Raw genomic sequence first — 25,839 nt, forward strand, 5'->3', positions numbered from 1 at the left:
GAATGGTCACACTGGCGGTAATCACCAGCCTGAATTTTAATTTTTTAAGCAAGCCTGATGCACAGCGGGATCTGATGGCGCGCTGCAAACTACTTAAGGTGGGCAGGTCATTAATCGTCGGCGAGGTTTTTCTGCATTCAGACGGGCGCGATGAGCCGGTTGCCCATGCGGTAGGCACCTACGAGATCCCTTCAGCCAACGCTTAACCAGATAACCCTGCCGGAGATTGCCGGCAGGGCTTCGACTCAGGAGGATATTGGCGCTTAGCCAACCGTTACTTCAGGCGCGTTCAGGATCTGCAATTTGACATCGGAGATCCATTCACCCACCGCCTGATGATATGCCCGCATATGCGGGGTATTGAGGTGGGATTCAAGATCCGCAACGGACTCCCACTGTTCTATAAGGGTAATCACATCCTGACGATACTCTACCTGCCTGGGTAGCCCTTCAGGGGTATCAATGAGGGGCTCGTAAGCATAACAGCCGGGCTCTTTGAATACGTCAGAACGCACGTTGAACAGCGCCTGCAGCACAGCGTCTCGCTGCCCATCGGTTGCTTCAATCGTAGCAATGACATGAATCATTGTGTTCTCCAGACAATGGGGGTATCCCCCCCCACTACTCTGATCAGGCTTCAGCCAGTTCGGCCAGAAACGGATAGTCGGTATAACCCTTTGCCCCCTTAGAATAGAAGGTAGCAGGATCGGCTTCATTCAGTTCGGCGCCTTCACGAAGACGTTCTGGCAGGTCAGGATTAGCAATAAATGGCACGCCGAATGCAATCGCATCGGCCACACCTGAGTTCACAGTTACTTCCGCTTCTGTTCCGCTGTAGCCCATATTCAGAATCAGATTACCAAAGTAATTCGCCCTGACCGGAGAGATAACATCTGCCTGCTGTTCACCGAGAAAATCTGCGCGCATCAGGTGCAGGTACGCAAGATTGTAGTCATTCAGGCGCTTGGCCAGCCAGGTCACCAGACCAACGGGATCACTGTCTTCCATGCTGTTGAAGCTGTTCAGTGGCGACAGGCGAACACCCACCCGGTCATCGCCCCAGACACCTGCAACCGCTTCGATCACTTCCAGCAACAGACGTGCCCGGTTCTCAACAGTGCCGCCATAAGGCCCTGAGCGTCGGTTAGCACCATCACGCAGAAACTCATCCAGCAGGTAACCGTTGGCGCCATGGACCTCGACACCATCAAATCCGGCACGTTTCGCGTTTTCGGCGGCGACCCGGAAACCTTCAATGATGGCCGGAATCTCACTATCCTGAAGCTCCCGCGGAACGGTATAAGCCTGTTTACCTTCCGGGGTATGCACTTCATCGTTTGTAATAGCCAGCGCCGACGGTGCAACCGGCACACGCCCGTCGTTGAGTGATGGATGGCAGGCCCGCCCGCCATGCCAGATCTGCAGGAAGATTTTGCCACCTTTAGCGTGCACAGCGTCGGTGACCCTTTTCCAGCCGGCTACCTGCGCTTCAGAGTAAATGCCAGGCTCCCGCCAGAAGGCAGAACAGCCCTCCATCGCCATGGTCGCTTCTGCGATGATCAGGCCGGCAGAAGCGCGCTGCGCGTAATGCTCAGCCATCAGTTCGGTGGGAACATGCTCAGCATCTGCACGACAACGGGTCAACGGTGCCATGAGTACGCGATTGTTCAGGTTTACTGCACCGAGCTGTACAGGAGAAAAAAGATCGGTCATGTCATTCCTCACAAATAATGACGGTTCTTAAAGCAAGCCGGATACCATGGCTTTGCTGATATTGAACGCTATTTCAACAAAATGCCATTCAGGATGGTAGTAGCTCCGGCTTTGATACGGTTATGAAGAAAAGTTAAAGCCAGTCGCTCAGCTTAATTCAATAACGTACTTGAACGCTTTTCGCTGTTCTTTATACTCAATCACCGAAGAGGGCCGCCTGTTCAGCGAACAAGCCCGCCTTGGCTTACATCAACTGGCGTCTGCTGAAGAAAATATCCGGACGCTGAAAGCGGCACCCTCAGGCCGCCTGCGGGTAGATGCGGCGACCCCTTTTATTCTGCATCAACTGGTTCCGCTGGTGGCCGGATTCAGGCAGTTATACCCGCAAATAGAGCTGGAACTGGTCGCCAGTGAGAATATTATCGATCTGATTCAGCGTAAAACTGATCTTGCTATCCGCATCGGCCCCTTACAGGACTCTAACCTGCACGCACGCTTTCTGGGGCGCAGCCCTCTGCATATCGTCGCCTCTGCAGACTATCTCGAACAGCACGGTACCCCCGGCGAGCCGGACGATCTGTCCGATCACCAGATCATTGGTTTTGCTGATGCACCCCATCTTAACCGCTGGCCGCTCTCAAGCCAGATGAGTCTGCACCCACGGCTGAGTAGCAGTAGCGGTGAAACGGTTCGACAATTATGTATCGCCGGTGAAGGGCTCGCGCTGTTATCACGATTTATGATTGATGAGGATCTGCGCAATGGCCGACTGATTAACGTCATGGATGCGCATGTCGTCAGCCCTAACAACCGGGAACTGGTGCACGCGGTTTATTACCGCAATACCAGCCTGTCGAGCCGGATCAGCGCTTTTCTTGACTACATTGGCCCCCGCCTGAAGCTGGTTACATTTTATCCCGTTGCTGAAACAGAATTTTCCTGAAATCGCACCACAGGTAAACTGTGGACGCAGCCGCGAGTTACGAAAGCTGATTCAGGATGGTCAGTTGGATATTGCTGTAGTAACCGGCGAACCTGCCTTTACGAATGAAGAGACGCTGTGGAGCGAGCGAATGATATGGGCTGCGTCACCCAGCCTGACTATCGATAAAGATCAGCCGTTGCCTCTGGCACTGTTTGACGGAGATTGCATTATGCAGGCGTGCTGCCTGCGTGATCTGAACCAATCCGGGCGTCATTTCACGACGGTGCTGACCAGCCCTGAGCTGAATAACTTGCGGGACGCGGTAATAAGTGGTCTGGCGGTCTCTCTGCTGCCGGAATCATCACTCCACGGTATTCCTCAGAGCACACAGTCTGTACCCGGCTTACCTCAGGATAATCTGCTGAGCATCAACCTGATTCATGCAGAAGATATAGACCGTGAATTTCTCAAGCCACTTGCTGAATGTTTCAGGCAGGCCGCTGCAAATGCGCCCAGATAAAAGGGAATCAAATTGTGAAAAAAGAAATAATCAGAATGGAGTAACTTAAAGACTGGTAACCTGCTGAGAGGCTGAAAATGGTGCCCGAGACCGGAATCGAACCGGTACGCTCGCGATGAGCGGGAGATTTTAAGTCTCCTGTGTCTACCAATTTCACCACCCGGGCGAAGTAGAAATGGAGGCGCGGGTCGGAATCGAACCGGCGTACACGGAGTTGCAGTCCGCTGCATGACCACTCTGCCACCGCGCCTCATTAGATCTTGCTTTTCAGATTTGGAGCGGGAAACGAGGTTCGAACTCGCGACCCCAACCTTGGCAAGGTTGTGCTCTACCACTGAGCTATTCCCGCATCTGCCGTAGCAAGTGGTGCGTATTATAGAGACCCCCGGATATATGTCAACACTGTAATCAAAAAAATTTTTGCTTAATTATTAACCACTTACATCTCTTCAGATAAGGCAGGCCAGGCAGCTCTAAGGTACTGAAACATAGACCATATTGTCAGCAGAGCTGCCAGGTACAACGCGACAATACCTGCCCAGGAGATCTGCGAGAACGGCTCGGACACAATCATCAGCATGATCGCGAGCATCTGCAGCGCGGTTTTGACCTTACCTATATAGGAAACGGCCACACTTGCCCGCTGCCCTAACTCGGCCATCCACTCACGCAATGCAGAGATCACAATCTCACGCCCGATGATGACGACCGCAGGAATCGTAATCCAGGCAGTTTCATAACTTTCCACCAGCAATGCCAGCGAAATTGCCACCATCAGTTTGTCAGCGACCGGATCAAGAAATGCACCAAAGGGTGAACTCTGATTCAGACGTCGGGCCAGATAACCATCCAGCCAGTCGGTAAAACCTGCAACGGCGAACACGCACCCCGTCGCCAACGGTGCCCAGTTGTATGGCAAATAGTAAACAAGAACAAACACCGGTATCAGAACGATGCGGAGTGAAGTGAGTATATTTGGTATTTTCATCGTGCCTTTATACATCCGGGTGAAGCGCCGCATAGATCTCTTCGGCGATAGTCTGGCTTATGGTAGAGACTTTTGCGATTTCTTCAATACTGGCGCGCTCAATCTCCTGAATCCCGCCAAAGTGACGCAACAGCTCTCGACGCCGCTTCGGGCCTACCTTGGGTATATCTTCCAGAACTGAGCGCTTGCGCGCTTTACCGCGTCGGGCCCGATGCCCGGTAATCGCAAACCGGTGGGCTTCGTCGCGAATATGCTGAACCAGATGCAGCGCCGCAGAGTCGCTCTCAAGCACGGTTTCCTCACCACTGTCACCTGAGATTAACACCTCAAAGCCCGCTTTTCGGGTCGGGCCTTTCGCCACACCAATCACCAGCACATCGCTTATCTGTAACTCATCAAGAACTTCCATTGCCTGAGTGACCTGACCTTTACCACCATCGATCAGCAGTATATCAGGCAACTTGCCCTCGCCTTTTTTCAGTCGGGTGTAACGTCGCATTAGTGCCTGATGCATGGCGGCATAGTCATCACCCGGGGTGATCCCTTCAATGTTGAAGTGACGGTAATCCGATTTCAGCGGGCCATTTCGATCAAACACAACGCAGGATGCTACGGTCGCTTCTCCCGAGCTGTGACTGATATCAAAACATTCGAGACGCTGCGGTACTTCATCCAGCCCCAGCAGGTCCTGAAGCTCCAGATAGCGATTGTAGATATTCTTCTTGTTGGCCAGAAAACTGCCCAGTTGCTGTTCGGCATTGGTTTGCGCCAACCGCTGCCAGCCGGCACGCTCACCCCTGACATTCGAGGTCAGAGTAACCTTTTTACCGCGCTGGCTGACCAGTGCTTCTTCAAGACAATCCTGATCGTCGAGCGGTTGCGGAGTAATCACGTAGGCAGGTATCTCCCGTTGAGACCCTAAATACCACTGGGCAATGAACGCCGAAATCACTTCGGTTTCACTCTCTTCGACCGATACTTTCGGGTGGTGCACTTTACTGCCGATAATGCGGCCACCGCGGACAAACAGCATATGCAGACACACCCCGCCGGGCTGAAGCGCACAGCCAATCACATCCGCATCGCCCTGCATACCGGAGACGTACTGCTGTTCCTGCACTTTCTGCAGGCTGATTAATTGATCCCGGAGTAACGCCGCCTGTTCAAAATTAAGGGCCTGCGAAGCAGATTCCATCTGTGAAGCGATCTCATCCATAACCGCCTTGTTCTTACCTTCGAGAAACATGGACGCATGGCGGATATCCTGCTGATACTCTTCCGGACTGATCGCTTCTACGCAGGGCGCAGTGCAGCGTTTTATCTGATACTGCAGACAAGGCCGGGAGCGATTTTTAAAGAAGCTCTCTTCACACTGACGGATTCGGAATATCTTCTGCAAAAGGTTAAGGCTGTCGCGTACAGCCCCGCCACTGGGGAAAGGGCCGAAGTATTTCCCCTGTTTACGCTTAGCCCCACGGCTGAACTGAACCGCCGGATACTGCTCTTTTGAAGAGATAAAAATATAGGGGTAAGACTTATCGTCACGCAGCAGAATGTTATACGGAGGCCGGTATTGCTTGATCAGGTTCTGCTCCAGCAGCAGCGCCTCAGTTTCACTGTTAGTTACCGTAACCTGTATATCAGCAATCTTGCTGACCAGCGCCTGGGTTTTAATACTCAACCCGGAACTGCGGAAATAACTGCTAACCCGGTTTTTCAGGTTTTTCGCTTTGCCTATATAAAGCAGCGCTCCCACAGCGTCATACATCTGGTAAACACCGGGGCGCCGGGTTAACTGCTTGAGAAAGGATTTAGCATCAAAAAGCGTGTGTTCTTGCGGATCGGTCACTGCTTAATCTTCTGTAACGGCGCTCAACTTACGATTGTCCATATACTCATGCGTGGCGATTCGATGGATCTCTTCCAGCGCGGCCATGGTTTCCTCTGTAATGCCGGCACCACGGGAGAGTGAAACTTCCAGATAAACGCCAATCTCTGCGTAGTAGCAAAGCTGTGCGTCAACATTTCTGGCACGCCGAAGTTTGGTCAGAGAGATCTGGGCACCGTTAACCAGAATGGTGTTGATATCTGATTCAGACAACAGCACATCACGATTCTGCTCATTCAACGGCAACTGATTATCACTGATACGGCTCATAAATCCCCTCTTACGCCTTAAATAATTTTGCTCCATACTTTAAGCATTAACCGCCTTCATGTAACTAGCTAATTGATATGATACAAGACCCCGACTGGATTTTATCAGCCCCGCCCTTGATGCTGCCCCCTGCCGGAGTTGAATCATCTGACTGGTTGAAAACTGCTTTTTCACCCGACCCCACGGGCATTAATAGCCAAACCTCCTATCACCGGCGGCTCGGTATCTATTACGAAAACCTTGTTGAAGAAATTATTAAAAGCTCTTCTCAACCAATTGATATATATAGAAATATAAAAGTGCTTGAGAACAAAATAACGCTCGGCGAGTTTGACTTTATCGGCGTGATCAATGGCCAGCATTTTCATCTCGAATGCGCGATTAAGTTCTATCTGAGGGTGGGCGATGGCAGCCAGCTCAGCCATTTTATTGGCCCCGGAAAAAAGGACCGGCTGGATATAAAGTGGCATCGCATGCTGGAGCATCAACTGCCACTGTCGACCACCGGGGCCGGAATCGCCAGTTGTCGTCAGTACCAGATTGATCCCGAGGTACGGGCATTATTGCTGCAGGGTTATCTGTTTCACCCCTACTCCGAATGGCAACAGACGATGCCGGAACTGCATGCTGATATTAACCCTCAGCACCTCAGAGGCTGGTGGCTGAGATTCAGTAAACTGGAACGGATAAACACCGCTTGCGCGTACAGCATTATGCAGAAGCCAGACTGGCTCACCGCCGATTATCGCACTCTGCTCAGCTTTGCGGAGCTGAAGGATTATTTATCTGCAGCGAAAGGGCCGCAACTGGTGGCGCGTTTTAATCAGGCAGGTGAAGAATCAGATCGTGGTTTCGTGGTGTCGGATGACTGGTAGGGAGAGGTAGCCGGGTTACCGAAAATCGGAACCCGGCAGATGTTCAGCTTACTTTTCAGCAGCCTGAGCGTCTTTTGCGATAACCTTTTTCAGGGCGCCAACGGCAACAAAAGTACCAATAATCATGGCAGCCACGATTACCAGGCTCGGTGCAGCAGAGATCATGCTGTATTTATCCATAGAACTGTCCTCAGATTTTTTTAGTAATGTTCAGGGATCGGCGAACCAGTCTCATAATTTCTCAGAGGAGCTGTTCCTGGGTCCCTTTTATTGCCGCACATTATATCGAGATAGACTTCCCTGTCTATCCACCTGAGGTGCATATAAACCATGCATTTCACATGGTTATAGGTTATTTTCCTGGCTCAAGCCGTTTCAGCAGGCTGGATGTATCAAAACGCCCGCCCCCCTGAGACTGCACATCTGCATAGAACTGATCCACCAATGCAGTTACGGGCAATTTCGCGCCGTTTTTACGTGCCTCTTCGAGGACGATATTCAGATCTTTGCGCATCCAGTCCACCGCAAAACCAAAATCAAACTCGTCGGCAATCATGGTCTGATGGCGGTTGACCATCTGCCATGAGCCTGCAGCACCGTGCTGGATCACGTCAAATACCTGCTCCGCATCCAGACCGGCACGCTTGGCAAAATGCACACCCTCAGCCAGACCCTGTACCAGACCGGCGATACAGATCTGATTAACCATCTTAGCTAACTGCCCGGAACCGGCATCCCCCAGCAAACGGATCGATTTGGAATAACAATCCATCACAGCTTCAGCCTTTTCAAAGATTCGCGCATCGCCGCCAACCATTACGCTGAGTACGCCATTCTCAGCACCGGCCTGACCGCCGGATACCGGCGCATCAAGAAAACCGACACCCTGCTCAGCGGCGCGCTCAGCCAGCTCACGGGCGATTTCAGCCGATGCGGTGGTGTGGTCAACCAGAATAGAACCTGCCTGCATGCCAGCCAGCACGCCCTGCTCTGTGCAGGTGACTTCGCGCAGATCATCATCATTACCGACACAGGTAAAAACAATCTCGGCACCTTCGGCTGCTGCTGCCGGGGTCAGTGCGTAACTGCCCTTGTAATCATCTACCCAGGCTTCCGCTTTGGTAGCCGTGCGGTTATAGACTTTGACCTCATGGCCGGCCTTCGACAGGTGTCCTGCCATTGGGTAACCCATAACACCCAGACCAATAAATGCGACTTTCATAATAATCCTTCACTGGTTAATTATTATTGGATGGCAGTGAGTATATAGGATCATCCTGATAATTCCCTAATAGGCCCGGTTACGGGATACTGTTATGATCCAGCTCAGTTGCCAACAAACCGTGCTGACTCCTGTATCACATTTTATGGAGCTGATATGAATCATATACTTCGTCTGTGTTTGCTGAGCCTTTTGCTGCTGACACCTCCCCTGCACGCCGCACCCGCCAACCTGTATCAGCTCAGTTATTCCGATCTGACCAACACCCCTGTTTCGCTGGCGCAATACAAAGGCAAAGTGATACTGCTGAATTTCTGGGCAACCTGGTGTCCGCCCTGTATCAAAGAGATGCCCTCTATGCAGCGTCTGAAAACGCAGTTAGCGGATCAGCCATTTGAAATCGTTGCGATCAATATGGGTGAAGACAGCCAGTCTGTCACAGACTTCCTGCAGCAACTGGAAACGCAACTCAGTTTTCCTGTGCTGCTTGATCCGGACAATGACTCTTTTAAAACCTTCAAGGTTCGCGGTTTGCCGATGACATTGCTCTATGATCAGGAGGGTAATCTGGTAGAAACCATCATGGGGGTCAGAGAGTGGGATCAGCCCTCAGCCGTTGCAGGCATTAAGGCACTGATCCGCAGATAGGCCAGAGTCAGCGCTCTGGCCTCGGATCGGCGAGCGTTTATTCAGCCAGAACAGCCGCTGCTGCCTGTGCTGCCACACCGGTATTGATCGGTGCCTGCATCGCGCTCAGTGTGTTCTCCAGTGCATCCAGACACAGCATGACGTTACGCTGAGTGCAGGCGCTGCCCATGAGGCCGATGCGCCATACTTTACCTGCCAGATCACCAAGCCCTGCGCCGATCTCCAGATTGTAGTTCTGCAGGAGCGCAGTGCGCACCTGAGCATCATCGACACCTTCAGGAATCATAACGGAGTTGAGCTGTGGCAGACGGCTCTCTTCATCAACCAGAAAGCCGATCCCCATCGCTTCCAGCCCTGCGCGCAGTGCCAGATGCAGCTTCTGATGACGGGCCCAGGCATTTTCCAGCCCTTCTTCCTCAACCATTACCAAAGCTTCATGCAAAGCGTAAAGGGAATTAACCGGAGCCGTATGGTGGTAGGCACGTTTACCGCCGCCTCCCCAGTAACCCATGACCAGATTCTTATCCAGAAACCAGCTCGGCACCGGCGTTTTCCGGTTTTTCACGGCTTCAACTGCCCGAGGGCTGAAGCTGACCGGCGAGATACCCGGTGGGCAGGACAGACACTTCTGGGTACCAGAATAGATCGCATCGATTCCCCAGCCATCGACATCAACCTCAATACCACCCAGTGAGGTAACCGCATCGACAATCGTCAGGGCACCGTTTTCCTTGGCAATCTGGCATAAAGTGCGGGCATCGGAACGCACACCGGTCGACGTTTCGGCGTGAACAAAAGCCAGCACCTTAACATCATCATGTTCGGCAAAGGCTGCTTTTACTTTCTCAGGATCAACCGGCTTACCCCAGTCATCCTGCAACAAAATGCATTCGCCACCGAAGCGCTCAACATTCTCTTTCATCCGACCACCGAAAACGCCGTTCTGGCAGACAATCACCTTGTCACCCGGCTCAACCAGGTTAACAAAGCACGCTTCCATTCCGGCAGAACCCGGTGCGGAAACCGGTAGCGTGAGTTCGTTGTCGGTTTTGAACAGGCTTTTCAGCATGCCTTTAAGTTCATCCATCATCCGGATGAATTCAGGATCAAGGTGGCCGATGGTGGGCCGCGCCATAGCAGCCAGTACACGTGGACTCACATCGGAGGGGCCCGGGCCCATCAGCGTCCGCTGGGGCGGGTGGAAAGAGGTTGTCATTATAAGGCCTTTACGCTCAGGTAGTTATAAAGGCCCTATTTGTATCAGTTGGCTGCTAACTCGGCAATCATCGCTATGATCATTTCAGCCGAATGTCTAGCAGCGGTGACCAGGAACTGATCAAAAGAGATACCGGATTCCTGACCGGCAATGTCAGACAGTGCACGAATCACAATAAACGGGGTTTTAAACTGGGTACAGGTCTGAGCAATCGCCGCCGCTTCCATCTCAACCGCTTTCATCTGCGGAAACAGCTTACGTTTACGCTCAGTACGCGCCGGATCATTCATAAACTGATCGCCGGTACAGATCAGACCGCGTGTGGTCTGCATACCTTCCATACGGGCAATGCAGCGTTCCGCAATCTCTGCCAGCGTAGGGTCCGGGGAAAACGCAGCCGGCTGACGTGGTACCTGGCCATATTCATAACCGAAAACAGTCAGATCAACATCGTGATGACGCACTTCCGAGGAGATAACAATATCACCCACCTGAAGTGAAGGATCAAAACCGCCGGCAGACCCCGTATTGATAATGCAGTCCGGCTTGAAGACCTGCAGCAGAATGGTTGTGCCAATCGCTGCATTCACTTTACCAATGCCGGATTTGAGCAGAACAATATCTTTACCATGGAGGGTACCGGTAAACAGGTGGTAACCCGCAATTTCATGGTCTTCCCGATCCTGAAGAGAGGACTTCAGCAGCTCAATCTCTTCATCCATCGCACCGATAATGCCGATACGTATATCACCGCTTTTCTGCTTCAGCAGATCCGCCAGGGTCTGTTCAGTGCTCATCTAACTTAGCTACCACCTGCCAGGTAATGGGGGTTTAAATTAAAGCGCGATTAGAGCACAGCTCCGGTTAAAAACCTAGCGCTCCGAGTATAGATTATTGGTTAATATGCCGTTTTTTTCCTCTCCGGCTTCGCCAGCAAACATAAGGCCTCAGAGCGGATACTTTCCCTGCCAGCCAAATTCAGAAAACAACTGCTGTGTGTACTCATCAACCGGAGCGGTAAAATGCATCGTTTCGCCCGTAGCCGGATGCCTGAAAGACAATTCGGTCGCCATCAACATCAGCCTGTCCAGATCGTAACGCGCCCGCAGGGCCTTGTTATGTTTGTTATCGCCATGCTTGGTGTCGCCGGCAATCGGATGAAAGATATGCTTCATATGCCGGCGAATCTGGTGCTTTCTGCCGGTCTCCGGCCGCACCTCGACCAGCGAGTAACGGGATTGCTCATAACGTCCAACCGGCATGTCGATCTCGACCTGAGCAAGGCAACGGTAATTCGATACCGCTGACTGTGGCTCTTTATCCTGACTGGCATGTTTATCCGCAATTTTATCCAGTTGTTCCAGCAACGGGTAATCGATACACCCCGCTTCAGGAACATAGCCACGGCACATGCAGAGATACGTTTTGGCGACATCCCGCTGCTCAAACAAAAGGTTAAGATCTCTGGCTATCTCTTTGTTTTTACCAAATAAAATAACCCCTGATGTAGGCCGGTCGAGACGATGTATTGTGTACGGGCTTCCCCCTTCGAAGTATTCTTTAAGCATCGAAGCGAGGTTGGGTGTACCCCGTGGCGCAAGCCAGCTCGGATGCACCAGCAGACCGGAAGGCTTATTGATGGCGATCAGATGATCGTCCTCATAGATAATATTCAGATCTGTCATGGCGGGGATCCCGTATAAAGCCGGTAATAGTTGGATAATCAGGAGCGCAGATTCTACCCCTGCGCAAATCTAAGTAAAGAACCTTGAAAAACCAACCAAAATACTTATATATAAGGTAACTCAACAGGGAAATGAATTTCGAGGACACTATGCGTAACATCAACACATATCAAACACAGTCCGGAGCCTCTGCGCTGCAGACCAACAAGGTGCTGAGAAACACCTATTTCCTGCTTGGTCTGACCCTCGCATGGTCCGCTCTGATCGCCGGTGTTGCTGCTGTGATGGCACTGCCCCATCCAGGCTTCCTGATCACCATCGTCGGCTTCTATGGCCTGCTCTATCTGACCGAGAAAAACCGCAACAGCGGTCTTGGCCTGCTGTTCGTATTTATGCTGACAGGCTTTATGGGCTACACCCTGGGGCCGATCATTAACTACGCCACTGTCGGCGGAGGCAGCGAGATTGTGATGACCGCACTGGGCGGTACAGCACTGGCATTCTTCGTTACTTCTGCATATGCCCTGACCACTAAACGCGACCTCTCCTTCCTGGCGGGCATGCTGATGACAGGCTTTGTGGTACTGATCGTGGCTGTCATTGCCAACATCTTCCTGCAGATGCCGGCACTGACACTGGCTATCTCTGCGATGTTTATCCTGTTCTCCTCTGCAGCGATCATGTTCACTACTCAGCAGATCGTTAATGGCGGTGAGACTAACTACATCTCAGCGACGGTGACACTGTATGTCTCCATCTACAACATCTTTATCAGCCTGCTGAATATGCTTGGCATCATGGACGACTGATCGCCAGCCCCTTAAACAAGCCCCGCTTTCTTTGTTAAGATGGCGGGGCTTTTTATTTCTACAGTATCCGGTTATGAAATTTTCCTTAATTGTTCAGTCATCCCCCTGCAGCCAGCAGGCAGCTTCTACAGCCTTGCGTTATGCCAGAGCACTGCTCAGCGAAGGCCACGAGCTGTTTCGGGTTTTCTTCTATGCGGACGGCACCCTGATTGCTAACTCACAAATAGCACCACCACAGGATGAAACCCACCTTCCCGCAGAGTGGCAGACACTGGCCAAAGAACACAAGCTGGATCTGGTTGTCTGCATTGCTGCGGCGGTTAAGCGAGGCGTACTCAGTGATCAGGAAGCGCAACGTTATGAAAAGCCCGCTGGTAATCTGGCTCCCCGGTTTGAGCTCTCCGGTCTTGGACAACTGGCAGAAGCCATTGCGCTGTCTGACCGCGTTGTGACGTTTGGGGGCTGATGATGAGCGAGAATAAATCCGTTCTGATTATTAATCGCAGCGCCCCCTACGGTAGCAGCGCTGCACGTGAATCGCTGGATGTGGCCCTGACCTGCTCAATTTTCGAAATGCCGGTCAGCCTGCTGTTTCTGTCTGATGGCATTTTCCAGTTACTGCAGGGGCAGTCCCCTGAGGCACTTGAGCAGAAAAAGCTTGAGGCCATGCTCAGTGCCTTACCCATGTATGACATCGATCAGATACTGGTTTGCAGGGAAGACTTCGAACAACACGGCCTGAGCGAAGCGCAACTGTGCCTGCCGGTTCAACTGATCGATGCCGATCAGATCGCTTCATTGATCCAGAAACACGACACGGTTTTGACCTTCTGATGACCCTACACCTGCTGAATAAATCGCCTGAAAACCAACCGTTGATTCAACGGATGCTGCAGAGCATGGCTCAGGGTGATGCCCTGCTTCTGATTGAGGATGGCGTGTACAACGCACTGCCTGCTTATCAGCCTGCCTTTAACAACCTTCCTGAGAATGTCTCCCTGTTTGCGCTCGAGGCTGACTACCAGGCCCGCGGCCTCACAGGCCAGATCTCTGCGCAGTTTACGCCTGCCAACGACAGGATGTTTGTGCGCCTCAGTTGCGAACACTCCAAAGTCGTGAGCTGGTTTTAATCATGGGTATAGCATTTGACGACGAGGGCTACCTGCGCAATCTGGCAGACTGGAGCCCGGCTGTAGCAGAACAGGTCGCCAGCGCTGAAGGGATCGAGCTGAGCGCTGCACACTGGGAGATTATTGAGGTGATCCGCGATTTCTATCAGCAATTCGAACTCTCCCCCGCCATGCGCCCGCTGGTGAAAGCTGTTGCCATTAAATTAGGCCCGGAGAAAGGTAAGAGTATCTACCTTATGAAACTGTTCCCGGGCAGCCCGGCCAAGCTCGTTGCTAAAATTGCCGGTTTACCCAAACCCGATAATTGCCTTTGACAGACATCATAGTTCAGCCCATCTGGCTGAAATAATTAAAAAAATTACGCAATCATTTGTTTAAACCATACTCTAGCTGGTCTATCCTTTAACAAACAAATCAGCACAGCTTTCACCTGCGGTAAAGCTGTGGGATACTCGATTTTCAGTTGCTGCGGCTCTTTACCGAGCCCAACAGCCACCGGTAGTAAAACAGGTATAGGTAAATCACGATGGGTCTAGAATCAGCTGCGGAACATCTGAAAAAACTGCAATCTGAACATATGATTGGTCAGGAGGCGAACGACGCCAAACGCGGCAATCAGGAAGAAGTGGTATACCACCAGTGGGCGACGTTTAAGGTAGACAACGAGCTCTACGGTGTCGATGTCATTCAGGTTAAAGAAGTCCTGCGCTACAGCGAAATTACACCGGTGCCCGGTGCGGACTATTTTATTCTCGGCATTATCAACCTGCGTGGTAACGTGGTTACGGTAATCGATACCCGGCAGATGTTTGGCCTGAGCCGCCATGAACCGGACGACGACACGCGCATCATCGTGGTTGAGTATAACGAACAGGAAGTGGTTGGGCTGGTAGTCGACAGCGTTGACGAAGTGATCAACCTGCCACAGCAGGATATCGATCGCGCACCCAACGCCACCGGCGAAGAGACGGCTAAGCGTTTTGTTCAGGGTGTTTGCTACTACAATAACATCCTGATTATCCTGCTTGATCTGCTGAAGATGCTGCAGAGCATCACCCCGATGGAAGTAAGTGACGAATTCTGACATCTCCATCAGCAGAAATATGAAGAAAGGCTGCAACCGCAGCCTTTTTTTGTGCCCTACCGACCGATATGAACGGCTATCTTGCGTGAGGAAGCATGATGTCTATGCTCCCAGCAAAACACACCCTGCCAGGTCCCCAGACATAACCGGCCGGATTTTATCGGTATCGACAAACTGGTGCTGGTCAGAGCACTTTTAATGTGGGCCGGCATATCATCCGCGCCCTCAAAGGTATGGGTGTAAAGCGAATCGTTTTCCGGCACCAACCGCGCCAGCCAGCGCTCAAGGTCATGCTGTGCACTGGGGTCGGCGTTCTCCTGAATCGTCAGGCTGGCGCTGGTATGCTGAATCAGCAACGTACACAACCCCTCCTCCGTCCCGGAACGATCAACCAGCGCCTGAACCTGCGCGGTGAACTCAAACAGGCCCTGACGACCGGTGCTGACTGTAAGAATCTCTACCATAAAAAATGCCCCTCCGATGAAGGGGCACTTTAGCAGATCAGAACCGAAAACCCAGCTTACATAACCCGGTTAGTGGTCATAAATTTGCTATCAGAATCCGGCCCAGTGTTATCCGCATACAGGGTGACACCTGATCGCAGACAGATGGACAGGTTCTGATGGGACTCTTCTGTCTCCTCAGGCAGCAGGTGTTCGACCACCGCTTTCTCATCCAGCAACTCCTGTTCGGTTGCGGTCAGACGGCCACGACTGAAATCGTTCACATCAATATCGCGCACGATCTGATAACGGCCGTAGTTGCAGCGCACCGGGAAGGAAAAGAAGATCCCTTTGGTGATCCCGTAACTGCCATCACTGAGGATACCCATACTGATGATCTCGCCGGGTTCCGTACCCAGCACCCAGTCACGCATCTGATCGACAATAGCCTGAGCTGCGGAGGCAGCACTGGACAATCCGCGGGCTTCAATGATCTCCGCGCCACGTTTCTGCACTTTAGGAATAAACTCTTCGCGGTACCATGCAGTATCGATCTGAGCCATGGCGGGTTTATCCAGAATGGTCGCCTGATGCAGATCGGGATACTGAGTCGCGGAATGGTTACCCCAGATCATGATGCCACCGATATCACGGGTCGTCGCACCACAGTGGTTGGCGAGAATCCCCTTGGCGCGGTTATGATCGAGACGGGTCAGGCAGGTAAACTGCGACGGGCTCAGGTCGGGCGCATTGCGGCTGGCGATCAGCGCATTGGTATTAGCCGGATTACCGGTGACCAGCACTTTAACATCGCGGTTGGCAAAATCGTTCAGCGCCTTACCCTGACGGGCAAAAATCTGCGCGTTCTCTTCCAGAAGGTCGCTACGCTCCATTCCCGGACCACGTGGTTTAGCACCGACCAGCAGTGCGTAGTGACAGTTTTTAAAACCATCTTCGACGTTGTCGTGCAGGGTAATGGTATGCAGCAGAGGATAAGCGCAATCCATCAGCTCCATCGCCACGCCGCGCAGCGAATCCATCGCATGGGGCAGTTCAATCAGCTGCAGAATCACGGGCTGGTCTTTACCCATCATTTCGCCAGCGGCAATTTTAAACAGCAGACTATAACTGATGGCACCTGCGGCACCGGTTACGGCTATACGAACAGGACGTCTCATCGCTTAAAACCTCTTTGTCTATCTTCTTATTGAGAGAGTGTCTGAATGATACCAAAGTATAAACAGACCCAGAGGTAGTGTAATTAGTTCTCTGGTACAGAACTATTACAATTAACGACACTTAAGCACTATTTAGAGACCCCGCATCCCTTCGGAGCGCAAAAACACCGAATCAGACTGATTCAGGGCCGCTTCAATCCGCTGCATCAACAGAGCCTTGTCGCGCCCCAGCACGCCTTTGAGGACAAGGTAGTTAGACGCATGATCACTGCGGAAAATCGTTTTCTCAAGCTCCAGGCTGCCGATCAGAACCTGCATCTCTTCGATTAACTGGCGCTGGTCGCACGCAATAAAGTCGCCGCCAAACTCTTTGCGGAAATGTGCCTCACCCTGACGAAAAAACAGCACCAGGGTAGCCAGATAATCTGGCTGAGCTTCATTAACCAGGCTGGCAGAATCCAGCGCATGCTGCTCGCTGTACGCCGCTCCTCCCATGCCGTTAATAATCATCACCGACGAACGCATCCCCGACTGGCGGATCTTCAGTAACGCCTCCAAAGTGGAATCATAGGTCTCACCTTTAGCGATCTTCTCCAGCACAAGGTTGTTGCCGCTTTCAGCACCGACATACATCAGCTCCAGACCCAGTTCACGCAGTTCACTGAGCTCTTCAACTGATTTATTCAGCAGATTCCGTGGCAGACAATAAGAGGAAACCCGGCGCACTGAGGGCAGATGCTGACGAATCGATAGCAGAATCTCTTTCAGCCGCTTAAAGGAGAGCGCCATGGCGTCACCGTCTGCCAGAAAGACTTTGCGCACCGGCCCCAGTGCGGCGGCACAGCGCTTGATCTCGGCCTCGATCTCAGCCTGCGGTTTAGGCCGAAATTTTTTCTGCGGTAATGTATACATTTCGCAGAAGGTACAGTTATTCCAGCTACAACCGTTTGTAACCTGCAAAATCAGAGAACCGGCCTCACTGGGGGGCCGGAAAACCGGCTCGATGTAATCAATTGGCGGGTAGACCGGCATCATGGCGCTACGGCCTTAGAGAACAGGGTGTAGAAATTCTGACTGGTCTGCTCAGCCAACTGCTCCAGACTCACACCTTTCAGATCAGCAATACACTGCGCCACTTCGACTACATATTTCGGCTCATTTTTCTTGCCCCTGTGCGGCACGGGTGCGAGGTAAGGCGCGTCAGTTTCGATAAGAATACGTTCCAGCGGTACCTGACGAACCACATCACGCAGCTCTTCTGCATTGCGGAAGGTAGTAATACCGGAAAATGAGATGTAGTAGTTCATATCCAGCGCCGCTTTAGCCATCTCCCAGCTTTCAGTAAAGCAGTGCAGGACACCCCCGGATTCTGGATTACCGTGCGCCTTAATCAGCGCCAGCGTATCTTCCCGGGCATCGCGGGTATGCACAATCACCGGTAGCTTCAGCTCAGCCGCAGCCTCCAGATGGGTCTGAAAGCTCTGCTGCTGCAATGCGAACTGCTCAGGGCAATCCTGATAGAAGTAATCAAGCCCGGTCTCACCAATCGCAACCACCTGCGGCTGACTGGCCAGCGCAAGCAACTGCTCTTTTGTGGCGAGGCCTTCATCAATATTCAGCGGGTGAACACCCAGCGATGCAAAAATTGCCGGATTATCTTGGATCAGTTCACACATAGGGCCAAACTGACTGAGGGAGATCGATACGCACAGCATCGCATTAACCCGGCGCTCAAAAGCCGCCTGCAGCATGGCATTAAAATCGTGGTTATACGGGGACAGGTCCACCTTGTCGAGGTGACAGTGGGAATCAATGAACATCGTGGTTTGAACTAGCTCGGTCTGGTCTGGCCCGAGAGGCCTGATTACAGGGCGTTGGTTTTCCGCCCTGAACTTAAGGCGCCTGCCAGATAGGTTTCAATTTTGCTGATCAGCGTGGAGTCATCAGGAGATAACTGAATCCCGATACCCGGTGTACGGCCGCCCTGAGCGCCTTTAGGCGTCACCCAGATCACCTTACCGGTCACCGGGATCTTATCGCCCTCTTCCATAAGCTCCAGCAGCATAAACACCTCTTCACCCAGGTGATAGGAACGCAGCGTCGGAATGAACAGTCCACCGTTGGTTATATACGGCAGATAGGCCTGGTACAGCTCTTCTTTCGTTTTGATCGTTAACGACAGGATGCCGTGACTTAAACGGGGTACCGCTACCATACTGTTCAGATCTCCTTATTTGAGCAACGCAGCCCATTCCAGAAGTATACACTCAAGCAGCAACTGCTTATTCGGGTTCTGTCTTTGCAGTATAGCTCTGCGTTCTTCATGAACCTTGTCTGCTAACCTGAAGATTCTAACCGGGTCAGTTTTTTTCGCAACTGCCGTAAGCATATTCCGCGCATCATCCTGACGGATACTTTCGGCATCCTGACACAATGCTCCTCTGGCCACATCGGTCAGCAAGCTGTAAAACCAGCCCAGCAACAACTCCAGATCATGTTTCTGCCAGCTTTGCGCCACCTCTAGCGGTGAACGCCGCTGTTTCAGGATATCCGCCAGCCCGCGAATCAACTGCGCACGCTCTTCAGCCAGATCTTTTTCTATGTACGCGAGGGCCTCTTTTGGCGCCCCACGATTGATATGCAGCACAGACCGGGCCCGCTCAGCATCAAGCTCTGTAGCTGCCTGCAACCAGTTAATCGCTTCATCTTCTGCTGGTGGATGGCATTCAATCTGCTGGCAACGGCTTTTGATGGTCGGCAGTACCTGACCCAGCTTTGAGGTCACCAGTATGATCAGCGTATCCCTGCCCGGCTCCTCAAGCATTTTAAGAAGCGCGTTGGCTGAAGCCACATTCATAGCATCCGCCGGATTGATCACTACCGCACGATAGCCGCCCTGTTGCGGCGTACTGTAGATAAACTCGGTGAGCGCCCGGATCTGATCCACCTTAAGCTGCTTACCCTCCTCTTCCGGCATCAGCAGATAAAGGTCGGGATGGCTACCGGCGGCGTTCAGCTCGCAGGACTTACAGCGACCACAGGACTGATTTTCCAGCGGCGACTGACAGAGCAGGTACTGCGAAAAGGCAGTAGCAAAGTCCGCTTTACCAATGCCGGCCGCGCCATGCAGCAGCAACGCATGAGGCAAGCGACGATTGCGGTGGAGGCCGGCCAGATGGCTAAAGCGCTCATAAAACCAGGGATACGCAGATACAAGCTCACTCATACAGGTTGTTCCAGAAACCGGGTTACGCTCTCAGCGATTTGCTGCTGAACCAGATCCAGAGTTTGCGATGCATCGATAATCGCAAATCGTTGAGGATCGTTAGCTGCCCGCTGAAGATAGGCGGTGCGAACGCGCTCGAAGAAGGCTTTCTTTTCCTGCTCAAAACGATCCGGCGCGCTCCGGGCGCTGGCACGACGAAGCCCGACCTCCACATCCAGATCCAGCAGCAGAGTAAGCTCAGGTGCCAGTTCTTTCTGTACCAGCTTTTCCAGAATCTCTATCTCGTGGAGATCAACACCGCGCCCACCGCCCTGATACGCAAAGGTCGCATCCGTGAAGCGATCACTGATCACCCAGGCACCCCGTTCCAGCGCCGGACGAATCACATGGGCGATATGCTGCGCGCGCGCAGCAAACATCAGCAATAATTCAGCATCCTGACTGATCTGCTCTTCGCGCGGGGTCAGCAGCAGTTCACGCAGCTCCTCGGCAAAGGGCGTGCCGCCCGGCTCGCGGGTCAGAACCACCTCAATCCCGCGCTCACGCAGCAGGTTGCAGAGAAATTCAATATTGGTGCTTTTACCCACCCCTTCGGTGCCTTCTACGGTCAGAAAGCGCCCTTTCTTCTGTTCGCTCATAAAACTCATTATTACTGACTACGGGGATGAACGGTAATCTTTTCGACGACTTAACTGATAGCGCCGAACCGCTGCATTATGTTCTTTCAGAGTGGCAGAAAAATAGTGACTTCCATCGCCTTTGGCAACAAAGAACAGCGCTTTGCCATCTGCCGGATGCAGCGCCGCTTCGATGGCCTCCCGACCTACCATAGCAATCGGCGTTGGCGGCAGCGCCGGGATCACGTAGGTGTTGTAGGGGGTTGGTTTGCGCAGGTCGGAACGGCGAATATTTCCTTTGTAGTCATCACCCATCCCATAAATCACGGTCGGATCGGTTTGCAAACGCATTTTTTTATTCAGACGGCGGACAAACACCCCGGCAATCACCGGGCGTTCATCGGCCCGCGCGGTTTCTTTCTCGACAATAGACGCCATAATCAGCGCTTCGTAAGCATTTTTATAGGGTAATTTTTCAGCCCGTTTCTGCCAGGTCTCATCCAGCGCTGTAACAAGATGATTATTCGCCCGCTTCAGCAGAACACTGGCCGGGGTATTTTTTTCATAACTGTAGGTCTCTGCCAGGAACAGCCCTTCCGGGTGCTTATGCTCCAGCCCCAGCTTATCTGAAAGCGCCTCAACAGACAGCGCAGAGATATCATCCTCAATATGCGGCGCTGCAGCCAGGCTCTCCAGCAGCGACTTCAGATTACTGCCCTCAATGATAGTGAAGCTGTAGTTGATCGAACGCCCGGAGGTGACCAGTTGAAGAAAGCTGCGTGGCGTAAGCCCTACTGCAAGCGCGTACTCTCCCGCCTTTATTTGCTCTGCCAGACCAGAATGGCGCCCGTAAAAGCGCATGTAATAACGATTCAGCCCGACGGTAATCGCTTCCAGATCATCAATGACCTGACGATAGTTAGCGCCCTTTCGCACCTCGAAAACATCAGCCCCGGTGATATCCAATGGTTCAGCAAGATAGTTCTGATAATCATGCCAAACCAACGCAGCCGCGGCCCCAGCAAGGAGCACAACCGCCGATAGCGAAATAAGTAACTTCTTTAACAATGTAAATCCTCAGACAATACACTCTGCAACCGACGAACCGTTTCACCGATTTCATAACGCTGCGCTTCAAACTCTGTCACAGGCCAGATACCGATAAGGCTGTTACAGAGAAACAGCTCATCCGCCTGAGTCAGCACTTCAGCAGGATAACGCCCCTGCTCAACCACAACCCCCTGCTTCCCGAACAGCCCCAGCAGATGATCTCTCATGACGCCCTGCACACCACAACAGCTCAGATCGGGAGTATACCAATGGGAGCCCTGTCGCCAGAACAGGTTACTCATGGTTCCCTCAACAAGATTGCCTTCCAGATCGCATACAATGCCTTCTGCCACATCCGGATCATCCCATTCTGACCGGGCCATGACCTGCTCAAGCCGGTTAAGGTGCTTTAACTGAGCCAGTGCCGGATTCAGCCCCAACCGAAACTGACACAAACGCGCCCTGACGCCGCGCTCACGATTGAGCTGCATCCCCTGCCGGGCAGGGGAAAGCGAAAGGATTCTGCTGGGCTGTAGTGGATCGGGAATGGCATAACCCCGCGCACCACTTCCCCGTGTAACAGTAATCTTCAGCGTCTGATCACCCTGAAAATCCAACCGGGCTAAATCTTCCTTAACAAGCGCCAGAGTACCCACAGGAAACCGTAAACGCTGCAGTCCTTTCTCAAGACGCGCGAGATGTGCATTAAGCAGACGGGGCCTGGAATTAACAACAGCGATCGTTTCAAATAACCCATCACCGTAACTCAGCCCACGATCGCTGGCAGCAATCGTCTCCTGGGGCACCCCATTGATCCAGCAACCCATGAGTAACCTCAGATACGCTTAAACAACAAACTGCCGTTGGTACCACCGAAACCAAAGGAGTTTGACAGCGCGGCATCGATACGGCATTCCTGCGGCTGATGAGCGACATAGTTCAGGTCACAGCCCTCAGACGGATTATCCAGATTGATCGTGGGCGGCGCGACCTGATCACGAATCGCCAGAATACTGATAATCGCTTCAACAGCGCCCGCTGCGCCCAGCAGGTGTCCGGTCATGGATTTGGTAGAACTCATGCGCAGCGAGGATGCAGCACTGCCCCAGACCTCTTTAGCAGCATTGGACTCAGCAATATCACCCGCAGGTGTGGAGGTACCATGAGCATTAATGTACTGAATCTGCTCCGGATTGAGTGACGCATCCGCTATCGCATTCTGCATCGCCAGCATCGCGCCCTCGCCACTCTCTGGCGGCGCCGTCATATGATAAGCGTCATCGCTCATCCCAAATCCGGCCAGCTCACAATAGATTGATGCACCGCGGGCAACAGCATGATCATAAGATTCGAGCACCAGAATACCGGCTCCATCACCAAGCACAAAGCCATCCCGATCCTGATCCCAGGGCCGGCTGGCCGTTTCGGGTGAGTCATTACGTGTTGATAGCGCACGGGCAGCAGCAAAACCGGCAATCCCCAGTGGCGTGGTCGCCATCTCAGCACCGCCTGCCAGCATCACATCGGCATCGCCATACTGGATCATCCGCATCGCCTGACCGATATTGTGTGTACCGGTCGTGCAGGCCGTAGTAATGGCAATATTCGGCCCTTTAAGCCCGTGTTTGATCGCCAGATTACCACCAATCATATTGATGATACTGCCGGGGACAAAGAAGGGAGAAACGCGACGAGGGCCACTCGTGCTCAGCACCTCAACATTTTTTTCTATCATCGGCAGACCGCCGATACCAGAACCGATGGCGCAACCGATGCGTGCCGCGTTGGTGTCGGTAATCTCAAGACCGGAATCTTCCAGCGCCTGGCTGGCTGCAGCCATACCGTACTGGATAAACAGATCCATCTTACGGGCTTCTTTAGGGCTCATATACTGAGCCACATCGAACTGCTTAACCGAAGCGGAGAATCGGGTAGTAAAAGGCTCAGCGTCAAACTGCGTAATAGGTGCCGCGCCGCTCTTTCCGGAAAGCAGATTCTGCCAGCTTTCCCCGACCGTATTACCGACCGGGGTCAGCATCCCCATACCGGTAACAACAACACGTCTACGTGTCATTCATTATCTCCATATAAAGATCAGACAAAGACAGAAGTATAACCCGCAGGCAAAAGAAAAGCCGCACTATCGTGAGATAGGCGGCTTGTCAGAAATACTTGCTTGAACGATTACTGGTGAGCGTTGATGTAATCGATAGCCAGCTGAACTGTAGTGATCTTTTCAGCTTCTTCGTCTGGAATTTCAGTTTCGAATTCTTCTTCCAGAGCCATTACCAGCTCAACTGTGTCCAGAGAGTCAGCGCCCAGATCTTCAACAAAAGAAGCTTCCTGAGTAACTTCTTCTTCTTTAACACCCAGCTGCTCTGCGATGATCTTCTTTACGCGCTCTTCAATGTTGCTCATATCTCTTCCTATCTTCTTATTAACCCCGCACACCGTTGGATATGCGGAAAGAAATTTTATTAAAGCCCCCCTGCTTTAGCAAGCAGGGCAGCGATAGTTCGTTCTCTGCCTGACGGCACATTATCAACAATTCGAAGAAAAAAACAATTCCTTCGACCGGGTTTTACCCCATATACATGCCGCCATTGACCTGGATCGACTCCCCGGTCACATATCCGCCGCCCTGACTGGCCAGAAAACCAACAACCGCCGCGATCTCTTCCGGACGCCCCAGACGGTTCATCGGAATCTGTGATTTCAGCGCTTCTTTGTGCTCTTCAGCCAGACCACTGGTCATATCCGTATCAATAAAACCGGGCGCAACACAGTTAACGGTAATGTTACGAGAGCCCACTTCACGCGCCAGAGCACGGGTGAAACCTTCCATACCGGATTTAGCAGCCGCATAGTTTGCCTGACCTGCATTACCCATAGACGCAACCACGGAGCTGACACTGATAATGCGACCCCAACGCGCTTTGGTCATACCGCGCAGGCAGCCCTTAACCAGACGGAAGACAGAGTTGAGGTTGGTATTCAGAACAGAATCCCACTCATCATCCTTCATACGCATGAGGATATTATCACGGGTAATACCGGCGTTATTCACCAGAATTTCGACAGTGCCAAAATCATCCTGAACCGTTTTCAGCACAGCAGCCACGGATTCTGCATCGGCGACATCCAGTACAAGACCTGTGCCTTTAACGCTACTTTCAGCCAGATAAGCACTGATCGCCGCCGCACCGTTCTCACTGGTAGCAGTACCTACCACAACAGCTCCCTGACGGCCCAGCTCTTCTGCGATCGCCTTACCAATACCCCGTGTAGCACCTGTAACCAGCGCCACCTTACCTTCAATACTCATTATTTAATCCTTTGCGCAAAGATTACTGACCCAGCGCCTTCTCCAGGCCCGCTGCATCACTAATTGCCGCCACGCTCAGCGGTTTATGGATTTTTTTATTCAGGCCAGACAGTACTTTGCCCGGTCCACACTCTACCGTAGATTCAACACCCTGATCTACCATACCCTGTACCGACTTAGTCCACAGTACCGGGCTGTAAAGCTGAGCCAACAGATTATCTTTCAGCTCATCAACACTGGCCGGAACGGCTGCAGTGACGTTCTGAACCACAGCAATCTCAGGCAGTTTAATTTCAATTTTAGCCAGCTCGGCGGCCATTTTCTCAGCCGCAGGCTTCATCAGCTCACAATGGGATGGCACACTGACCGGCAGAGGAACAGCACGTTTCGCGCCGGCAGCCTTGCAGCCTTCAATGGCACGTTCAACAGCGGCTTTCTGGCCGGCAATCACAATCTGCCCCGGGCAGTTGTAGTTAACCGGAGAAACCACTTCACCCTGTGCCGCTTCAGCGCATGCCTGCTCGATTGCATCATCAGCAAGCCCCAGAATCGCAGCCATGGCTCCGGTACCGGCAGGTACCGCCTGCTGCATAAATTCGCCACGCAGCTTCACCAGATTAACACCATCAGCAAAGCTGATTGCACCTGCACATACCAGTGCGGTGTATTCACCCAGACTGTGACCGGCAACCAGAGCAGGCATCTGACCACCCTGCTCCTGCCAAAGGCGCCACAGCGCAACACCGGAGGTCAGCAAGGCTGGCTGAGTTTTATCAGTTTGATTCAGATCGGCTTCAGGGCCGTTCTGAACCAGATCCCAGAGATCGTACCCCAGAACCTCGGAAGCTTCTGCAAAAGTGCTTTTAATAACAGGATGGGCGTCTGCAAGTTCCGCAAGCATACCCACCTGCTGAGAACCCTGACCCGGAAAGACAAATGCAAGAGATTGCGACATGATTTCCTCGAATCATCAATTAGAACCGTGCCTGACCATAATCAGGCGAATGGCCCGTAGTTTACAACATTC

Annotated in this window: 34 protein-coding genes and 3 tRNA genes; 11 read left to right on the forward strand and 26 right to left on the reverse strand. The window is 52.4% G+C overall.

What is annotated here, in order from left to right; translation table 11 throughout:
- Nucleotides 1-2 precede the first annotated feature (2 nt).
- Nucleotides 3-206 (forward strand): PaaI family thioesterase, encoded by a 204-nt coding sequence (locus QUD59_RS17525; protein ID WP_286238563.1) that lies wholly within the window; start codon nucleotides 3-5, stop codon nucleotides 204-206.
- Between the two features lie 57 nt (nucleotides 207-263).
- Here the strand turns inward: QUD59_RS17525 and QUD59_RS17530 are convergent, their stop codons facing one another.
- Together QUD59_RS17530 and QUD59_RS17535 are read right to left on the reverse strand one after the other, a co-directional pair.
- Entirely contained in the window at nucleotides 264-587 is a 324-nt protein-coding gene (locus tag QUD59_RS17530) for a putative quinol monooxygenase (protein WP_286238564.1), read from the reverse strand.
- A 43-nt stretch (nucleotides 588-630) separates the two neighbouring features.
- Nucleotides 631-1,713, reverse strand: a complete 1,083-nt coding sequence (locus QUD59_RS17535; RefSeq protein ID WP_286238566.1) for an alkene reductase — start codon at nucleotides 1,711-1,713, stop codon at nucleotides 631-633.
- A gap of 169 nt (nucleotides 1,714-1,882) precedes the next feature.
- Between QUD59_RS17535 and QUD59_RS17540 the strand changes: the two genes are divergently transcribed.
- The gene (locus tag QUD59_RS17540; RefSeq protein ID WP_286238567.1) at nucleotides 1,883-2,656 is read left to right on the forward strand and encodes a LysR substrate-binding domain-containing protein; all 774 of its coding nucleotides are present in this window, start codon (nucleotides 1,883-1,885) and stop codon (nucleotides 2,654-2,656) included.
- Nucleotides 2,634-3,158: a substrate-binding domain-containing protein gene (locus tag QUD59_RS17545; protein ID WP_286238568.1), complete on the forward strand. Its 525-nt coding sequence runs from the start codon at nucleotides 2,634-2,636 to the stop codon at nucleotides 3,156-3,158. The genes QUD59_RS17540 and QUD59_RS17545 overlap by 23 nt, the downstream gene beginning before the upstream one ends.
- A gap of 78 nt (nucleotides 3,159-3,236) precedes the next feature.
- Here QUD59_RS17545 and QUD59_RS17550 read toward each other — a convergent pair.
- The 6 genes from QUD59_RS17550 to QUD59_RS17575 form a co-directional block, all read right to left on the reverse strand.
- A tRNA-Leu gene (locus QUD59_RS17550) sits at nucleotides 3,237-3,324 on the reverse strand.
- 10 nt (nucleotides 3,325-3,334) lie between these two features.
- A tRNA-Cys gene (locus QUD59_RS17555) sits at nucleotides 3,335-3,408 on the reverse strand.
- Between the two features lie 24 nt (nucleotides 3,409-3,432).
- Nucleotides 3,433-3,507 (reverse strand) — tRNA-Gly (locus tag QUD59_RS17560).
- Nucleotides 3,508-3,597: 90 nt separating this feature from the next.
- A complete protein-coding gene (gene pgsA, locus QUD59_RS17565; RefSeq protein WP_286238569.1) occupies nucleotides 3,598-4,146 on the reverse strand; it encodes a CDP-diacylglycerol--glycerol-3-phosphate 3-phosphatidyltransferase in 549 nt (182 codons plus the stop codon).
- Nucleotides 4,147-4,153: 7 nt separating this feature from the next.
- Nucleotides 4,154-5,914 carry an excinuclease ABC subunit UvrC gene (gene uvrC / locus QUD59_RS17570; protein WP_286241056.1) on the reverse strand — a complete coding sequence of 587 codons (1,761 nt, stop codon included), beginning with the start codon at nucleotides 5,912-5,914 and terminating at the stop codon, nucleotides 4,154-4,156.
- Nucleotides 5,915-5,998: 84 nt separating this feature from the next.
- On the reverse strand, nucleotides 5,999-6,304 hold the full coding sequence (locus QUD59_RS17575; protein WP_286238570.1) for an excinuclease ABC subunit C: 306 nt from the start codon (nucleotides 6,302-6,304) through the stop codon (nucleotides 5,999-6,001).
- Between the two features lie 119 nt (nucleotides 6,305-6,423).
- Between QUD59_RS17575 and QUD59_RS17580 the strand changes: the two genes are divergently transcribed.
- The gene (locus QUD59_RS17580; protein ID WP_286238571.1) at nucleotides 6,424-7,179 is read left to right on the forward strand and encodes a DUF1853 family protein; all 756 of its coding nucleotides are present in this window, start codon (nucleotides 6,424-6,426) and stop codon (nucleotides 7,177-7,179) included.
- Nucleotides 7,180-7,227: 48 nt separating this feature from the next.
- Here the strand turns inward: QUD59_RS17580 and QUD59_RS17585 are convergent, their stop codons facing one another.
- Nucleotides 7,228-7,359, reverse strand: coding sequence for a hypothetical protein (locus tag QUD59_RS17585; protein WP_286238572.1), 132 nt, complete (start codon nucleotides 7,357-7,359; stop codon nucleotides 7,228-7,230).
- 172 nt (nucleotides 7,360-7,531) lie between these two features.
- Nucleotides 7,532-8,401 carry an NAD(P)-dependent oxidoreductase gene (locus QUD59_RS17590; protein ID WP_286238573.1) on the reverse strand — a complete coding sequence of 290 codons (870 nt, stop codon included), beginning with the start codon at nucleotides 8,399-8,401 and terminating at the stop codon, nucleotides 7,532-7,534.
- A 156-nt stretch (nucleotides 8,402-8,557) separates the two neighbouring features.
- Between QUD59_RS17590 and QUD59_RS17595 the strand changes: the two genes are divergently transcribed.
- Nucleotides 8,558-9,049: a TlpA disulfide reductase family protein gene (locus QUD59_RS17595; RefSeq protein WP_286238574.1), complete on the forward strand. Its 492-nt coding sequence runs from the start codon at nucleotides 8,558-8,560 to the stop codon at nucleotides 9,047-9,049.
- Nucleotides 9,050-9,086: 37 nt separating this feature from the next.
- On the opposite strand, the gene QUD59_RS17600 is transcribed toward QUD59_RS17595, so the two are convergent.
- The 3 genes from QUD59_RS17600 to QUD59_RS17610 all read right to left on the reverse strand — a co-directional run bounded on the left by QUD59_RS17600 (nucleotide 9,087) and on the right by QUD59_RS17610 (nucleotide 11,950).
- The gene (locus QUD59_RS17600) at nucleotides 9,087-10,265 is read right to left on the reverse strand and encodes a pyridoxal-phosphate-dependent aminotransferase family protein (protein WP_286238575.1); all 1,179 of its coding nucleotides are present in this window, start codon (nucleotides 10,263-10,265) and stop codon (nucleotides 9,087-9,089) included.
- 44 nt (nucleotides 10,266-10,309) lie between these two features.
- Nucleotides 10,310-11,062, reverse strand: a complete 753-nt coding sequence (mtnN, locus tag QUD59_RS17605) for a 5'-methylthioadenosine/S-adenosylhomocysteine nucleosidase (RefSeq protein ID WP_286238576.1) — start codon at nucleotides 11,060-11,062, stop codon at nucleotides 10,310-10,312.
- Between the two features lie 150 nt (nucleotides 11,063-11,212).
- Nucleotides 11,213-11,950 carry a pseudouridine synthase gene (locus QUD59_RS17610; protein ID WP_286238577.1) on the reverse strand — a complete coding sequence of 246 codons (738 nt, stop codon included), beginning with the start codon at nucleotides 11,948-11,950 and terminating at the stop codon, nucleotides 11,213-11,215.
- A 131-nt stretch (nucleotides 11,951-12,081) separates the two neighbouring features.
- On the opposite strand from QUD59_RS17610, the gene QUD59_RS17615 reads away from it, so the two are divergent.
- The 6 genes from QUD59_RS17615 (at nucleotide 12,082) to QUD59_RS17640 (ending at nucleotide 14,973) form a co-directional block, all read left to right on the forward strand.
- A complete protein-coding gene (locus tag QUD59_RS17615) occupies nucleotides 12,082-12,759 on the forward strand; it encodes a Bax inhibitor-1/YccA family protein (protein WP_350227787.1) in 678 nt (225 codons plus the stop codon).
- Between the two features lie 73 nt (nucleotides 12,760-12,832).
- The gene (tusD, locus tag QUD59_RS17620) at nucleotides 12,833-13,225 is read left to right on the forward strand and encodes a sulfurtransferase complex subunit TusD (protein ID WP_286238578.1); all 393 of its coding nucleotides are present in this window, start codon (nucleotides 12,833-12,835) and stop codon (nucleotides 13,223-13,225) included.
- 2 nt (nucleotides 13,226-13,227) lie between these two features.
- Nucleotides 13,228-13,593 carry a sulfurtransferase complex subunit TusC gene (gene tusC / locus QUD59_RS17625; RefSeq protein WP_286238579.1) on the forward strand — a complete coding sequence of 122 codons (366 nt, stop codon included), beginning with the start codon at nucleotides 13,228-13,230 and terminating at the stop codon, nucleotides 13,591-13,593.
- Nucleotides 13,593-13,889, forward strand: a complete 297-nt coding sequence (gene tusB / locus QUD59_RS17630; RefSeq protein ID WP_286238580.1) for a sulfurtransferase complex subunit TusB — start codon at nucleotides 13,593-13,595, stop codon at nucleotides 13,887-13,889. The genes tusC and tusB overlap by 1 nt, the downstream gene beginning before the upstream one ends.
- 2 nt (nucleotides 13,890-13,891) lie before the next feature.
- The gene (locus QUD59_RS17635) at nucleotides 13,892-14,203 is read left to right on the forward strand and encodes a TusE/DsrC/DsvC family sulfur relay protein (protein WP_286238581.1); all 312 of its coding nucleotides are present in this window, start codon (nucleotides 13,892-13,894) and stop codon (nucleotides 14,201-14,203) included.
- A 212-nt stretch (nucleotides 14,204-14,415) separates the two neighbouring features.
- Nucleotides 14,416-14,973 (forward strand): chemotaxis protein CheW, encoded by a 558-nt coding sequence (locus tag QUD59_RS17640; protein ID WP_434025402.1) that lies wholly within the window; start codon nucleotides 14,416-14,418, stop codon nucleotides 14,971-14,973.
- A gap of 56 nt (nucleotides 14,974-15,029) precedes the next feature.
- Here the strand turns inward: QUD59_RS17640 and QUD59_RS17645 are convergent, their stop codons facing one another.
- From QUD59_RS17645 to fabD, 13 genes are all read right to left on the reverse strand, one after another.
- Nucleotides 15,030-15,437, reverse strand: a complete 408-nt coding sequence (locus QUD59_RS17645; RefSeq protein ID WP_286238582.1) for a secondary thiamine-phosphate synthase enzyme YjbQ — start codon at nucleotides 15,435-15,437, stop codon at nucleotides 15,030-15,032.
- Nucleotides 15,438-15,493: 56 nt separating this feature from the next.
- The gene (locus QUD59_RS17650) at nucleotides 15,494-16,594 is read right to left on the reverse strand and encodes a malate dehydrogenase (protein ID WP_286238584.1); all 1,101 of its coding nucleotides are present in this window, start codon (nucleotides 16,592-16,594) and stop codon (nucleotides 15,494-15,496) included.
- Between the two features lie 132 nt (nucleotides 16,595-16,726).
- Nucleotides 16,727-17,629 carry a radical SAM protein gene (locus QUD59_RS17655; RefSeq protein ID WP_350227788.1) on the reverse strand — a complete coding sequence of 301 codons (903 nt, stop codon included), beginning with the start codon at nucleotides 17,627-17,629 and terminating at the stop codon, nucleotides 16,727-16,729.
- A complete protein-coding gene (locus tag QUD59_RS17660) occupies nucleotides 17,626-18,414 on the reverse strand; it encodes a TatD family hydrolase (protein ID WP_286238585.1) in 789 nt (262 codons plus the stop codon). The genes QUD59_RS17655 and QUD59_RS17660 overlap by 4 nt, the downstream gene beginning before the upstream one ends.
- 44 nt (nucleotides 18,415-18,458) lie before the next feature.
- On the reverse strand, nucleotides 18,459-18,809 hold the full coding sequence (locus tag QUD59_RS17665; protein ID WP_286238586.1) for a PilZ domain-containing protein: 351 nt from the start codon (nucleotides 18,807-18,809) through the stop codon (nucleotides 18,459-18,461).
- Nucleotides 18,810-18,824: 15 nt separating this feature from the next.
- Nucleotides 18,825-19,820, reverse strand: coding sequence for a DNA polymerase III subunit delta' (locus QUD59_RS17670; protein ID WP_286238587.1), 996 nt, complete (start codon nucleotides 19,818-19,820; stop codon nucleotides 18,825-18,827).
- A complete protein-coding gene (gene tmk, locus QUD59_RS17675; protein ID WP_286238588.1) occupies nucleotides 19,817-20,458 on the reverse strand; it encodes a dTMP kinase in 642 nt (213 codons plus the stop codon). Before tmk ends, QUD59_RS17670 begins: the two co-directional genes overlap by 4 nt.
- An 18-nt stretch (nucleotides 20,459-20,476) precedes the next feature.
- Nucleotides 20,477-21,442 (reverse strand): endolytic transglycosylase MltG, encoded by a 966-nt coding sequence (gene mltG, locus QUD59_RS17680; RefSeq protein WP_286238590.1) that lies wholly within the window; start codon nucleotides 21,440-21,442, stop codon nucleotides 20,477-20,479.
- Nucleotides 21,443-21,498: 56 nt separating this feature from the next.
- Complete coding sequence (gene pabC / locus QUD59_RS17685; RefSeq protein WP_286238591.1) at nucleotides 21,499-22,293, reverse strand: aminodeoxychorismate lyase; 795 nt, start codon at nucleotides 22,291-22,293, stop codon at nucleotides 21,499-21,501.
- A 29-nt stretch (nucleotides 22,294-22,322) separates the two neighbouring features.
- The gene (gene fabF / locus QUD59_RS17690; RefSeq protein ID WP_286238592.1) at nucleotides 22,323-23,561 is read right to left on the reverse strand and encodes a beta-ketoacyl-ACP synthase II; all 1,239 of its coding nucleotides are present in this window, start codon (nucleotides 23,559-23,561) and stop codon (nucleotides 22,323-22,325) included.
- Nucleotides 23,562-23,671: 110 nt separating this feature from the next.
- Entirely contained in the window at nucleotides 23,672-23,905 is a 234-nt protein-coding gene (gene acpP / locus QUD59_RS17695; RefSeq protein WP_007019607.1) for an acyl carrier protein, read from the reverse strand.
- A gap of 163 nt (nucleotides 23,906-24,068) precedes the next feature.
- Nucleotides 24,069-24,812 carry a 3-oxoacyl-ACP reductase FabG gene (gene fabG / locus QUD59_RS17700; protein WP_286238593.1) on the reverse strand — a complete coding sequence of 248 codons (744 nt, stop codon included), beginning with the start codon at nucleotides 24,810-24,812 and terminating at the stop codon, nucleotides 24,069-24,071.
- Nucleotides 24,813-24,834: 22 nt separating this feature from the next.
- Entirely contained in the window at nucleotides 24,835-25,767 is a 933-nt protein-coding gene (fabD, locus tag QUD59_RS17705; protein WP_286238595.1) for an ACP S-malonyltransferase, read from the reverse strand.
- Nucleotides 25,768-25,839 lie beyond the last annotated feature (72 nt).

The organism is Neptuniibacter halophilus, from assembly GCF_030295765.1.
In the GTDB taxonomy this organism is placed as follows: domain Bacteria; phylum Pseudomonadota; class Gammaproteobacteria; order Pseudomonadales; family Balneatricaceae; genus Neptuniibacter; species Neptuniibacter halophilus.